Annotated in this window: 10 protein-coding genes and 1 pseudogene; 4 read left to right on the top strand and 7 right to left on the bottom strand. The window is 61.5% G+C overall.

Going from position 1 to position 12,070, the window contains the following annotated elements; translation table 11 throughout:
* Nucleotides 1-483: 483 nt before the first annotated feature.
* The 3 genes from HHL24_RS00055 to HHL24_RS00045 form a co-directional block, all read right to left on the bottom strand.
* Complete coding sequence (locus tag HHL24_RS00055) at nt 484-1,854, bottom strand: MFS transporter (protein ID WP_169483351.1); 1,371 nt, start codon at nt 1,852-1,854, stop codon at nt 484-486.
* Between the two features lie 4 nt (nt 1,855-1,858).
* Nucleotides 1,859-2,611 (bottom strand): alpha/beta hydrolase, encoded by a 753-nt coding sequence (locus HHL24_RS00050; RefSeq protein WP_169483562.1) that lies wholly within the window; start codon nt 2,609-2,611, stop codon nt 1,859-1,861.
* Between the two features lie 186 nt (nt 2,612-2,797).
* Nucleotides 2,798-3,925: a C45 family autoproteolytic acyltransferase/hydolase gene (locus tag HHL24_RS00045; RefSeq protein WP_169483350.1), complete on the bottom strand. Its 1,128-nt coding sequence runs from the start codon at nt 3,923-3,925 to the stop codon at nt 2,798-2,800.
* 237 nt (nt 3,926-4,162) lie between these two features.
* On the opposite strand from HHL24_RS00045, the gene HHL24_RS00040 reads away from it, so the two are divergent.
* Entirely contained in the window at nt 4,163-5,041 is an 879-nt protein-coding gene (locus tag HHL24_RS00040; protein ID WP_230417272.1) for a LysR family transcriptional regulator, read from the top strand.
* A gap of 184 nt (nt 5,042-5,225) precedes the next feature.
* On the opposite strand, the gene HHL24_RS00035 is transcribed toward HHL24_RS00040, so the two are convergent.
* Together HHL24_RS00035 and HHL24_RS00030 are read right to left on the bottom strand one after the other, a co-directional pair.
* Nucleotides 5,226-5,690, bottom strand: a complete 465-nt coding sequence (locus HHL24_RS00035; protein WP_169483349.1) for a hypothetical protein — start codon at nt 5,688-5,690, stop codon at nt 5,226-5,228.
* A 463-nt stretch (nt 5,691-6,153) separates the two neighbouring features.
* The gene (locus HHL24_RS00030; protein WP_169483348.1) at nt 6,154-6,474 is read right to left on the bottom strand and encodes a hypothetical protein; all 321 of its coding nucleotides are present in this window, start codon (nt 6,472-6,474) and stop codon (nt 6,154-6,156) included.
* A 295-nt stretch (nt 6,475-6,769) separates the two neighbouring features.
* On the opposite strand from HHL24_RS00030, the gene HHL24_RS00025 reads away from it, so the two are divergent.
* Both HHL24_RS00025 and HHL24_RS00020 read left to right on the top strand, forming a co-directional pair.
* On the top strand, nt 6,770-7,555 hold the full coding sequence (locus HHL24_RS00025) for a DUF6875 domain-containing protein (protein WP_169483347.1): 786 nt from the start codon (nt 6,770-6,772) through the stop codon (nt 7,553-7,555).
* 36 nt (nt 7,556-7,591) lie between these two features.
* A complete protein-coding gene (locus HHL24_RS00020; protein WP_169483346.1) occupies nt 7,592-9,169 on the top strand; it encodes an amino acid adenylation domain-containing protein in 1,578 nt (525 codons plus the stop codon).
* A gap of 33 nt (nt 9,170-9,202) precedes the next feature.
* Here HHL24_RS00020 and HHL24_RS00015 read toward each other — a convergent pair whose 3' ends face one another.
* Nucleotides 9,203-10,114, bottom strand: coding sequence for a LysR family transcriptional regulator (locus HHL24_RS00015; RefSeq protein ID WP_169483345.1), 912 nt, complete (start codon nt 10,112-10,114; stop codon nt 9,203-9,205).
* A 103-nt stretch (nt 10,115-10,217) separates the two neighbouring features.
* On the opposite strand from HHL24_RS00015, the gene HHL24_RS00010 reads away from it, so the two are divergent.
* The gene (locus tag HHL24_RS00010) at nt 10,218-11,225 is read left to right on the top strand and encodes an NAD-dependent epimerase/dehydratase family protein (RefSeq protein ID WP_169483344.1); all 1,008 of its coding nucleotides are present in this window, start codon (nt 10,218-10,220) and stop codon (nt 11,223-11,225) included.
* A gap of 407 nt (nt 11,226-11,632) precedes the next feature.
* Here the strand turns inward: HHL24_RS00010 and HHL24_RS00005 are convergent.
* Nucleotides 11,633-12,070: pseudogene (locus HHL24_RS00005) on the bottom strand (hypothetical protein); the annotation flags it as partial.

Below are 12,070 nucleotides of genomic sequence, written 5' to 3'. Positions count from 1 at the left end.
AGGTCGTACCTGGTGCATATAGCAAGGTATAGCTGGCATGCGTCGTGCAAAGCGTCTCTGGCGGCTTTGCCTACATGGCTGATGCCTGAGCGGCGAGTCGTAGTTCTCGTCCCAAGGATTCGGGCTACCGCGCTACCACTCGCCGGCCTGTCTTGATCGCTTAGTGTGACGCGACATGGCAGGATTCCTACATATCGAGGACGCAAGTGTGATCAAGGTATCCAGTTAATCCAGGTGCCGGCCGGACCACGGGAACCGGGAACCGAGGGCCGGCGGCTCGTCATCGGCTTCTGGCCCGAGCGGGCTTGTCGAGGGGAGTTCTCCGGTGGCGGACCCACAGTGGAATCCGAACGTACGGCCCAATGTAGCGCGGCCCGAGTTTGCACCGGTACCCAAGCTCGCGCTTGTGCCTGCCGCTATCTAAAGCCGCAAATCGGATGAGATCCGTTGCATCGTCCGGTCGCGGGTTGCTCGGGTGCCGAGCTAAACCGCCCGATCACCCGAGTTCGCCCGCTGCATACCGGTCTCGCGTGCCGCACGCCGTTGCCCGCGCTCCAGCCGGTCGGCCTGCAACACCCGTCGCCCAGTGCGCGTAACGAGCACCAGCACGATCGCCAGCAGTCCGGTGCCGAACAGGTAGCTCGGCGGAATGAAGCGCGCGTTCGTGAAACGCGCCACCACCGAGATATAGAACGGCGCCAACCCGCCAAACAGCATGACCGAGGTGTTATACGAAATGGCCACGCCGGTGGAACGCCCCTGCACGGTGAATATCCTGACCAGCATCCCTGGATGGGCAGCGCCTTGCAGCGTCACGAACAACATGCCGATCACTTGCACGATCATCAGACGGCTGGCGGTGGGGTCAGCCAGCAAGTACCAGAACAGCGGAAAGACGCACGTCAGCCAGCCCGCAATAAAGAAGCAGAACAGCCGATATGCGCCGACACGGTCCGCCAGCATGCCAAACACTGGCGACAGCACGCACGCCACGATGCTCGTGACAAACACCCCGTGCAGCGACGAACTTAGTGACAGGTGTAACTGGTATTGCGCGTAAGTCGGCAGATACGCATTCCAGACATAATTCAGCGACGTGCCGGCGATCATCACGCCCATCGCGCACACCACGGCGTCGCCATTTTCGCGGACAAAATCGCGCAGCCGCTCGCGCATGGGCGCCCGCGCCGCGGGGCGCGCCTGCATCTGGTGAAATTCGTCCGATTCGCCAATGTGATGCCGGATGTAGAAGCCGATCGGCCCGACCAGCGCGCCGATCAGAAACGGCACGCGCCAACCCCAAGTCTCCAGCTCCGCATGCGACAGATGGCTCGACAGGAAGAAGCTGCATCCCGACGACAACATCCCCGCAATCCCCAGCGACAGCATGTTGAAGCTGCCGTAGAACATCTTCCGGTCGGGCGGCGCCACCTCATAGATCGTCACGGACGACAGCGCAAACTGCGCGCCCACCGCAAAGCCCTGCACCAGGCGTCCGACCAGCACCAGCAGCGGCGCAGCCAGACCCAGCGTCGCATAGCCCGGCGTTAGTCCCAACAACAGCGAACCCACCGACATCAAGACCATGATCCACGACAGCACCTTCACCCGCCCTGCCCGGTCCGCGACCATCCCCATCACCACGCCGCCGATCGGCCGAACCAGAAAGCCGATCGCAAACGTAGCGAAGGTCAGCAACAACGACCCGCCGCGATCGAAGCTGGGGAAAAACACCCGTGCGATTGTGCTCGAAAAATAGGAGTACACCATGAAGTCGAACCACTCGAAGGTGCCACCTATCACCGTCGATACAATGGTTTTCCAGATCTTCCCGGGATCGCTTTGGATGTGCATGTGCTTATCCTCCGGCCCGCAGCGTGCGCAACGCCTGCGCAAAAAAATCCTGAACCACCTCGACGACCTGCATGCCGTTGTGAGCGATATTGGCCAGCTCGTCGAAGCGCACGCGAATGCCCGCGGCCTCGAACGACGCCTTCAGCGTGCGGAGCCGCTCCGGGCGCGTCGCCCCAGCATCGTTGATACCTGGCAGATACATCGGGCTATCCTCGGGCACCGTGATTTCCCAGGTTTCCAGATCCGCCCGGCCCACCACCATCTGCACCGGCACACGCTGCAACGCGGCCAGATCGAACGGCTTGCCGAAGTGCCGCTCGAAGCCACCCACGCCTAGCCACCAGTCCTTCGTGTGATCGAGCACGGTGACGTTGCCCGGCGCACCGATCGACGCGGCCCATAGCCGCTCCGGATGCGCGTACGCAAAGCGGTTCACGTACTGCCCGCCGCCCGAATAGCCGAACAGTGCGAACTTGTCGAAGCGCTTGCCGTAACGCTCGCCCACTTCGGTCACCATATCGAGCAGCACTTTGTCGTAGCGGATATCGCCTTCGATCAGGCGCTTGAAACCACTGCGCTCGCCGTCGCCGCGCACGCCCACCGGAAACAGCGGACACAGCACGATGCAGCGGTTCCAGCGGCCAAACGGCGCGAACGCATCGCGATACTGCGTGAACTGGCGCCCGGTGCCATGCATCACGACGACCAGTTCCACGTCGTTGCCGGGTGTCAGCACTTCAGGCGGCACGTACAGCACATACGGAAAGCGCGGATCGTGGCGGCTCGCGTACACAGTGGTCGAACCCAGGTCATACAGCGCTTGCGCTTTCTCATGACCCGGAGCGGATCGCTTCTCTATATCGAACATCGGTCATTCCTCTCTGACGATTTCAACGGTGTCGTGAATGCCTCGCGCTGCGCGGCACACATGCCTGTTCACAACTCACGCCGCTTCGGCGAGCGGTTCGCGGTGCAGGCTGTAGCGGGTGAAGACCCGGTTGAGCGCGGGCATCGGTGCGACATCCATTTCCCCTGCGCCCGGTACCATGACGATCATCGCGACCGTCGCGGTCATCGTGTGGCGCGTGCCCGGACGCGGTGGACGGCACACCGAATACGGCGTGCCGAACGCATCGAACAGCGCGGCCTTGACCGCGTCGCGATCCACCTTCGGTGCGGCCTTCAACAACTGACGCACGCGCCAGTCGCGGTAATAGCTGTCCGGCGAGCTCTCGCAACCGGTGTCCAACAGCTTGGTGCGGGCGACCGGGCTGACCCAATGGTTCGCGTGCACGATCATCTGGTCATCGTCCGGATAGATCGGGAAAGCTTCGTTCGGCGCACATTCGAAATCGATACCGAAGCCCTCGGCCATCCCGAGCATGATGTTGTTCGAACACGATTTCGGCGTGGTGGCGATCACCCGCAACGCGTTCGCGAACACCGGCTCTTCCAGCACGCGCCGGCGCAGCAGCGACAGCGGCACGCCCAGTTGCGTGAAGTCACGCTCGGACTCGAGATAATTCGCGGTGATCGACACGCCCGCGGCATTGAGCCCACTGCGCGCGAGGCCGCCTGCCTCGACGAACGTCAGGAAATCGGGGCCGTCGTCGCTGCGTACGCGCAAGACGATGCCGGTATCGACGCAATCGGCCTTCCAGTCCCAGTTCTGCGCATGGATCAACTGCCCGGTCGACGAGCGCGACGGCAACACCAGCACACCGGTACAGCCGTCTTCGTCGTCGGCCTGCAGCGTCATTTCGGCTCGCGCCTTGGCCAGCACCTCGGTACGGGCATTGATCATCACGATGTCCTCGAACGGCACTTCCGCGCCGACGGCGATGCCGCGCATCTCGTCCAGGTACGCCGGTTGGAACTCGCCGATGACCTGTTCGAGCGAGCGGATCAGCGCTGTCTGCGACGCTTCGCCGTAGCCGAGATTGCGCAGCGTCTGGCCGTAGCGGGAAGCGCTCAGGCGCACACGCGCCGCCGCCGCGCGGCCATATTGAACGCCGCGTTCATACGGCTTGCCGGACACGCTGACGAAAGGAAATTGCTGGATTTGCGACATTGTGAGAACCCTTACCGTGGCTACGCCGAAGACGTCAGGCTGAGCTGGACTCGCGCTGACGTTGCCGGCTTGATTCGTGACAAATCGATTCTCACGGGCCACAAACAAAATAAAAAGCGTTATTTTCTTTACCGAAAGGAAAGAAATTTTTTCGTTTCGTGCGATCATGCGACCTGGAGAAACCGCGAAAAATCGCGCAATCCGTGTACGTCCCGGAGGCCTTGGAGGAGATCCCGCATGAGTGAAATTCGAATGCTGCGGACGTTTCTCGCCATCGAGAAACATGGGACCATGGCGGCGGCCGCCGATCGCATGGCGCTCACGCACGCCGCTGTCGGCGCGCAGATGCGCACGCTGGAGCGCGTGTGCCAGCGTCAGTTATTCGACCGCAGCGGGCGCAGCATCCAGTTGAACGATGCCGGCCGCTCGATCATCGAGCAGGCGCGCACGGTGGTGGCCGCGTACGATTCGCTGTTGCGCGGCGTGGCCGACGAAACCAGCATTGAAGGTTCGATTACGATCGGCTCGACCGTGTCGTCGATGGGTTTTCTGGCGGCCAACGTGATCCGGCTGAAGGTTTCCTACCCCGGCCTGAAGGTGCGCCTCGCCCACGGCGACAGCGCCGAACTGGCGCGCCAGGTGCGCGCTGGGGAGATCGATGCGGCGGTGATCGTCAGCGAGCCCCGGGCGACCACGCTACCCGAGTCGTGGGAGCGGCTTTACGATGAGCCACTGGTACTGCTGGTCAATCCTGCGATCGCGCCGGCCGATGTGCCGGTGACCTCACTGCTGAAGCGTCACCCGTTCATCGGCTTCGAAGCTACCTCGCTGACAGGTACCCATGTGGCGAGCCTGCTTCGGCGGCTGCGCGTCGAGGTCAACCCGATTCTGGAAATGAACTCGATCGCCGCGATTGCGGATCTGGTGCGACAGAACGTGGGCGTGTCGATCGTGCCGCGTTTGCGGCACGCCGCCTGGGACGAGGACCCGCTACTGTCGGTGAAGCCGATTCCGGGCACGGCGTGGCGCCGGCACATCGGCTGGTATGAATTCGGGCGGCAGCCGCTGGCCACCGCGATCGTCAAGAATCAATTGCTCGCGGCGCTGGCTGACTAAGGGCTCCGTATGTTTTCGAGTTGGCTCAGCCTTCCGTGATTGACTCAGGATGAAAGCGGCCATTCTTCGCTCCGGCTGAGCGTCTTTGATGTCCGCACTGAGACGGACGACAGTCGTCTCAGTGCACGAATCTCCGAACGATTCGGATGGGCCATCGTGCCACTCGGTGGCCCTTCCTGATCGCCTAGTGTGTGGCGACAACCGGTCGCAGGACGGCGTCGGCATTCAACGCTGCGGCACTTTCCGATGACGGGCTTTCGCGCTCTGGCGCGTTTGCGGTGGCTACGGGTTCTTTCGCTCTCTGCGACGCCTCTGCAAGCAGGTTTGCCGCTTGGCGTGCCGTGATGCGGCTGTGCGCAACGCCCTTCGCGTCGAGTGCGATTACCTGGTACAACTCGCGGTCGCATTCGAGTTCCTGTTGATACTGCTCCATCGTGTCGACCAGCAATTCAAGGAGCGTCTGACGACGCCGTCTTTCTTCGATCGTGATGGAAGGATTCCTACATATCGAGGACACAAGTGTGATCAAGGTGTCCAGTTGATCCAGGTGCCGGTCGGATAAATGGAATGCCGACAGAGCGAGCTTTTCGTACTGGAGTGCGTCGACAGGTGGACGTGAAGCGGGTTGATTTTTGGTGGACTTGCTCATGGTGCGATCTCCCTGGTACTTCCTGGATCGCCCGACACTCGCTTGGGTAGTGGGTGAGCGGGCACGTAGCAGGTTAGCAGACCGGGTCGAAAACAAACCGGCGAGCCTTGCGGCTCCCCACCACGGCCCGCCCATAGAAATATAGACGTGCAGAGGTAGACGCACGCCCCGCGTGAGCGGGTGTGCGGTTTTCGACGACGGGCTGCTAAACCCGGCCGCTGGGTGTTTCCCGACGGCTTGATAATTATAAGCGAGGCCACGTGGGTTGCATTCAACCTTGTAGGCTAAATGTTTGATTTGGCCGAACGGATAAGGGGTGGTAGGACGAGGGTGGGTAGTGTTCGGCCGAAGTCGCCATGCGTCCATCAGCGTTGGCCTATACGCAAACTGCCGCTGACCGGACGTCCGCCATGCCGCGGCACCGAATGCCCAAGTCCAACTTCAACGAATATGCAGTCGACCCTCAACAGCCTTTCGGCCATTTTGGGCAATTGACCGTGAATGGCCCCAAAGCGGACGCGTCCGTCCCACCGTCCTGGTTGCCGTCGGCGTGGCCGTTGTCGAAACCATGCAGATCAGCGGCGTTGCATCTTGAGCTTGGCAGCGGCGATCGCTGCCAGCCAATCTTCCCGCCTGATCTCCCCTGCGCAGACTCACCCCGTCCGGACATCGTTTCTTCAGACGAGTTAAGTTCGGTGACGCACAGACCAGACCAATAGACATCAATAATGTTGTGACTCAAGCACAGCGCAGCATTCCACGCGTGCTTAAAGGCATCAAACATTTCTGGCTCGCTCTCCATTCCGGATCGAATCGGATGGACTGGCGTGCGATCCGCAGCCCCGTAAGGGGCTCCGGCTGTTGACGGGGCGCGCGAATGGGCTAGCGAAGGCCATGGAGCTGGCACACCGCTGGAACGTGCGCCTGACTTCACTCGCCACGAGTCCGTTCGAAGACCGGTTCGGCGTCAATACTTCGACTTGCCATGCGGTCATGGCGACGCATCGCAGGGACAGGCGATAGCTCGCCGGCATGCGTCTCAGAAGCAACCTTGATCCATATTAATCGAGGACCGGAAAATGACAGATATTAGTGACGTCGGCTTAATACAAGGGGCGACGACCAGAGCGCTCCTGGAAATAGAGCGGTCGATATGCCCGTCCACCGAAATCGACTCGATTTCGGACGCGTCTCTTCGCGCGACTTTCGCGACCGGACTCGCGTGGATCGAAAGGTTCATCATGCAACCGCATCCCGATTTGGGGCGCAAGGGGGCGGTTTGCCCGTTTGCGCAGGCCGCCCACGAAGCGACGGCAATTCATTTCTGTGCATTGGATGTCGGCGAGATGAGCTTCGATGTATTTACCGACGTCATGATGCGCATGACATCCTTTTTTAACAAAGTTGCCGGGAACATGTCGGGGCGCTCGGATCTGCTATCGCTGTGCATCTTTCCAAGAAATCTTCGGCCGGAGTCGTACTACAAGTTCATAGACTGCGCTCACTCGATATTGAAGCCGCATTATATGAACGCTGGATTGATGCTTGGCGAATTCCATCCGCTAAGCGCCGTTCGCGGTGCTCACTCGGAAAGGATTTGCGCTATGCGATCCGATGTGCCGATTTTTGTCATTCGGTCGATCGCGTTGCACGATATTTTATTCATTGACCGTCCATCAGGGGCGCTCGGCATTCGCATCCACGAACTCGAATGCTATCTGCACGGCGTGGGCAATCTGTTGCCGCCGAGCGAAGCGGCTCGCATAAAAGATCGTATCGAAGAACTCAAGTCTCAATTGCTTAGGAATGAAGATGTCGTTGCGCCGCATGCAGGCGACTTGCGGCAGCGGAGCGGTACTCGCTAAAAATGGTCAAAATTTGTGTGCTACGGAGTCGGTCAGATGTTGCAATCCTACTTCTTCGATTCTGCTACGAACCAGCCGGACAGCCCTGCGTTATGGGTCGATGACCGTCTCTACAGCTACAGCGAAATGGAAACTCGGGCACGTCGCGTGTCTGCGGGACTGACGGCGCTTGCACGGAGCGGCAACACGGGCCGATGTTTGCTGTTTGGACATCGCAGCGTCGCCGCCTATGCTGGCGTGCTGGGAATTCTCGACGCCGGTATGGCCTATGTGCCACTCAGCCCAAAGATGCCGGCTACGCGGATCGCAGCCATCATCAAGCGATCCGGTGCGCCGTTGATGCTGGTCGATCGGCGTTGCGCCGCGTCGCTCGATGAAGTGCTGTCCTTAGTCGACGAAAGCCCCCAAATTTTCCTGCTCGACGAAGACGCGGACGGATCGCATCTGCCCTCCGCTGCCCCCGCTATTTCGCCGCTGCCGGCCGCGCCGCATGTGCAGCATCAGGGCTCCGTGCACGACGTCGCTTACCTACTCTTTACGTCGGGCTCGACGGGAGAGCCGAAGGGCGTGCCGATCACGCATGCGAATGCCGATGCGTATGTGAAGGGCCAATTGCAACTGGTGGATAAAGTGCGCGATGCGCGTTATGTGCAGCTATGCGAGCTGAGCTTCGATCCGTCCGTGCACGACATGTTCGTCTGCTGGGCAAACGGGGGCTGCCTGTACGTGCCTGAAACCGTCGATCCCGTCTATAACGCGGGCTTCATCCAGACTCACCAGATTACGCATTGGAATAGCGTGCCTTCAGCAGCTGGCTTCATGCAGCAAATGCGCAAGCTGACACCGGGTGCATTCCCCAATCTTCGAGTGTCGTTGTTCGGCGGCGAGCCGTTGCCTCGCTCGCTGGCGCAGGCGTGGATGCGGGCCGCGCCGAATGGCCGGCTCCTGCACATGTACGGACCGACTGAAGCGACCATCGCCAGCACGTGCTTCGAGGTGACTACCGAATTCCTGGACGACCCGCAGCACGCGGTCATCCCGCTGGGCTGGGCGCTCCCAGGGGTGGAACTAATGATCGTGAATGCCGAGCTCGAACCGGTCGCTGCGGAGCAGACGGGCGAATTGCTGATTGGTGGCCCGCAGCTTGCCGGCGGCTATCTGTCGACTGACGAACCCGGCAATAGAAGGTTCATTGCCAGGACTTATCCGGGTCTGTCTGCGCATCGCTGGTATCGATCCTGCGACGCCGCGCGCGAAACGGCGCGGCACGGAATCGTGTTTCAGGGACGTCTCGATACGCAGGTAAAGATTCGCGGCAACCGGATCGAGTTAGAAGAAGTCGAACATGTCGTGCGAGCGTCCAGCGATGCTGCGCTGTGCGCGGTTGTCCCCTGGCCGCTCGACGAAGTCGGGCGCGCCACCGGCCTCGTCGCTTTCGTGACGAATCCCCAGGTTGAGACCGCGCTTGTTCTGCGGGCGTGCCGGCAGCGCTTGCCGGTCTACGCGATGCCGCAACGGATCGTTGTCATCGATGCGTTCCCGCTTACAGTGAACGGCAAGATCGACAGAAAGGCACTCGTGGGACAGTGTGCGCGCGACGATGTCGCCGCATGAGGTTACGCACTAGACCCCGGTGCAGAATAGCAGTCACGCTGCAGGAATTGCTCCACCCCCGACCGCATATGTCCTCAACCCGTCGGCGAGGGCGTTGAACACCGCGTTGCAGTGCGGATTGCCGCGCAGACCCTCGTGCATCGCAATCCATGTATCGAGCGTCAATGTGCAGGCTTGCGCCAGTACCTGCACAAGCCGCGGGTCGCGCCGTGCCACGTTGGTCTGGCAGAAGCCGATGCCGCAGCCTGCACGGATCATAGCAAGCTGAGCGAGATCACTGCCGGCGCGGATCGAGAACGCCTCGCGTCGCCACGCCGGAAATGCTTTCGTTGCGGTGCGCAGGTACGGGGTGATGTCGTCGAAGCCGATCAGTGCGTGGTGCGCGAGCTCGTCGGGGGAGGTTGGCGTCCCGAACGCGGCGAGGTAATCGTCGCGCGCATGCAGTCCTACTTCGATTGCGCCGACGCGCCGTGCAATCAGCATGTCCTGTGCAGGTCGCGTCATACGTATCGCGATATCCGCCTCACGTTGCAGCAGATCCTGCAGGCGATTGGTCGTTACCAGCTCGATCACGATTCCGCGATGCGCACGCCGCAACTGCGCGATCACGGATGGCAGCACCTCGACGCCGATCACTTCGCTCGCGGAAATTCTCACCACGCCGCGCATCTCTTTGTCTCTGGCGGACGCCGTACGCTCCAGCGCTGCCGCGGCGTTGCTCATCGCTTCGACGTGACCGCGCAGCGCCGTAGCCGCTTCGGTCGGTAGCAGGCCAGTCTGTGAACGGGTGAAAAGCGACTGACCGAACGTCGTTTCCAGAGCTTCGATATGCCGTCCCGCCGTCGGCTGCGTGATGCCAAGCGCGCGCGCCGCCCCCGAAAGCGAGCCTTCGGTCAGTACGGCGAGAAACGTCCGATAGAGTTCCCAATTCAGATTTGCTGCCATACATAAATGTATATCAGATCGCCTGTGCTCGGTAATTTATTATGTGCGACAACGACAGCACAATGACGCCATGGATTCAATCAGAGCGATACGGAGGCTCGACATGGCGACAACCACACTTCCCCTGCAGCAGGGGCAGCAGGACAAGCTGGCGCTCGTGCTGGGCGCGACAGGCGGAATCGGCGGCGAAGTTGCGCGTCAGCTGCGCGAAGCTGGCTGGCAGGTGCGCGCACTGCATCGTCGGGCGGCGCAGGTGGCGCGCGCTGGCGATGGCATCGACTGGCAGCAGGGCGACGCCGTGGATCGGGCGTCGGTGATGCGTGCTGCGCGCGGCTGCGCGGTGATCGTCCATGCGGTGAATCCGCCGGGCTACCGGAACTGGGCCAAGCTCGTGCTGCCCATGATCGGCAACACCATCGCAGCGGCGCAGGCCGCAGGCGCGACGATCGTGTTGCCGGGCACGGTGTACAACTATGGGCCGGATGCGTTCCCGACGCTGGTCGAGGACCAGCCACAGCGGCCGCGAACCCGCAAGGGAGTGATCCGCGTCGAGCTGGAGCGGCAGTTGCAAGCGGCGGTGTCACAGGGTGTGCACACGATCGTCGTCCGGGCTGGCGATTTCTTCGGCCCGCGTCTTACCGGCAATAGCTGGTTCGCCCAAGGGCTCGTGCAGGCTGGTCGACCGGTCAATGTCGTACGGCTGCCTGGGCAACCCGGCGTGGGGCATCAGTGGGCCTATGTTCCAGACGTGGCGCGCACCATGCTCGCTCTGATCGAGCGGCGGGCGTCGCTGCCGCCGTTCTCGACTTTTCATTTTGGTGGTCACTGGGACGCCGACGGCACGCAGATGGCCGACGCTATCTGCCGGGTGGTGCGCCAGCACGGCGGGCAGCCACGCCAGCGCCGCTTTCCATGGATGCTGGTCTATGCGGCCGCGCCTTTCGTGACGACGCTGCGCGAAATGCTGGAGATGCGCTATCTGTGGCGTGAGCCGATCCGGCTCGACAATGCGCGGCTTGTCGCAACGCTCGGCGGCGAGCCGCATACGCCGCTCGATGCCGCCGTCGAAGCCACGCTGGTCGGGATCGGGTGCCTGGGTAATGCGGCTTGAGCGGCTTGCGCTGTGCCGCACTGCGCTAATTTGTTAGCTGCCGGTCCGCCAGTGCAATATGCAAATGCTTCATGATGGGCCCCGTGTCGTTGTTTGACTGAACGACTCACCCTTCGTAACCATGGCACACCAGTGCAACCAGTTCAGCGACATATGCTGGTTTATGTATTACGCGATTTCTGACTGCCGCCTTTTTCTGCAACCGGCGCCTGATTGTTGGCAATCGCAGCGTCGGTCCGGATGACTGAAGTTGGCCGAAGCTTGCCCAACGTCCCGCATGCGTGAACTCGCAGGCCACGTATCGGACCGTAGCCGACCCTGAACAGACCTTCAGATTTACCCAAAGCGGCCGTTCGTTGCCAGAGGCCTAAGTTTGATCGGATTATTTGCCACCAGCTTCGTCCGTTTCATTGATCATCGTCATTTCCATCATGTTGCCGGCCTCCTCTCGACCGGACCGCGATCCCGCCCAGGGTGACTGGACCGGGGGTGGAGTCCTCGATGACCTGAGACGGCGCCACATTCCCCCTTGCTCCCGGCGCGAATGCGAGAATGCGCAGGTTCGGCTCGGCATCAAGGAGCCGCCCGTCCGAGGAGATGGCGATCTTGTTTCCCGGCAAGCCAGAGCCAGTGATTCCCGTGGCTGGACCGCTGATTGTCCGTACCGGCGGCACGTCGCCGTTCGCCTTGGCGGCGAAAACGCTCACCTGGATCTGCGTCACGTCCGCGGTCTGGTTGTAGACGAATAACTCGTCCGTACGCGGATCGACAGCGATCGTCATGTTGTTCCTTGCAAAAAGTCCGGCCCCCGGCAGCAGGCCGGTTTTGCTACCCGTGAGGCTGCG

It is taken from the genome of Paraburkholderia polaris (genome assembly GCF_012927345.1).
Taxonomy (GTDB): Bacteria; Pseudomonadota; Gammaproteobacteria; order Burkholderiales; family Burkholderiaceae; genus Paraburkholderia; species Paraburkholderia polaris.
The sequence above is the reverse complement of the archived record's forward strand: the minus strand, read 5'-3'. Positions and strand labels throughout refer to the sequence as shown.

What these genes read in the sequence shown, in the direction of transcription:
- HHL24_RS00025 (WP_169483347.1), top strand. Translation starts at nt 6,770, where the DNA reads ATGACAGATATTAGTGACGTCGGCTTAATACAAGGGGCGACGACCAGA.
- HHL24_RS00040 (WP_230417272.1), top strand. Translation starts at nt 4,163, where the DNA reads ATGAGTGAAATTCGAATGCTGCGGACGTTTCTCGCCATCGAGAAACAT.
- HHL24_RS00045 (WP_169483350.1), bottom strand. Translation starts at nt 3,925, where the DNA reads ATGTCGCAAATCCAGCAATTTCCTTTCGTCAGCGTGTCCGGCAAGCCG.
- HHL24_RS00010 (WP_169483344.1), top strand. Translation starts at nt 10,218, where the DNA reads ATGGCGACAACCACACTTCCCCTGCAGCAGGGGCAGCAGGACAAGCTG.
- HHL24_RS00035 (WP_169483349.1), bottom strand. Translation starts at nt 5,690, where the DNA reads ATGAGCAAGTCCACCAAAAATCAACCCGCTTCACGTCCACCTGTCGAC.
- HHL24_RS00055 (WP_169483351.1), bottom strand. Translation starts at nt 1,854, where the DNA reads ATGCACATCCAAAGCGATCCCGGGAAGATCTGGAAAACCATTGTATCG.
- HHL24_RS00015 (WP_169483345.1), bottom strand. Translation starts at nt 10,114, where the DNA reads ATGGCAGCAAATCTGAATTGGGAACTCTATCGGACGTTTCTCGCCGTA.
- HHL24_RS00020 (WP_169483346.1), top strand. Translation starts at nt 7,592, where the DNA reads ATGTTGCAATCCTACTTCTTCGATTCTGCTACGAACCAGCCGGACAGC.
- HHL24_RS00030 (WP_169483348.1), bottom strand. Translation starts at nt 6,474, where the DNA reads ATGTTTGATGCCTTTAAGCACGCGTGGAATGCTGCGCTGTGCTTGAGT.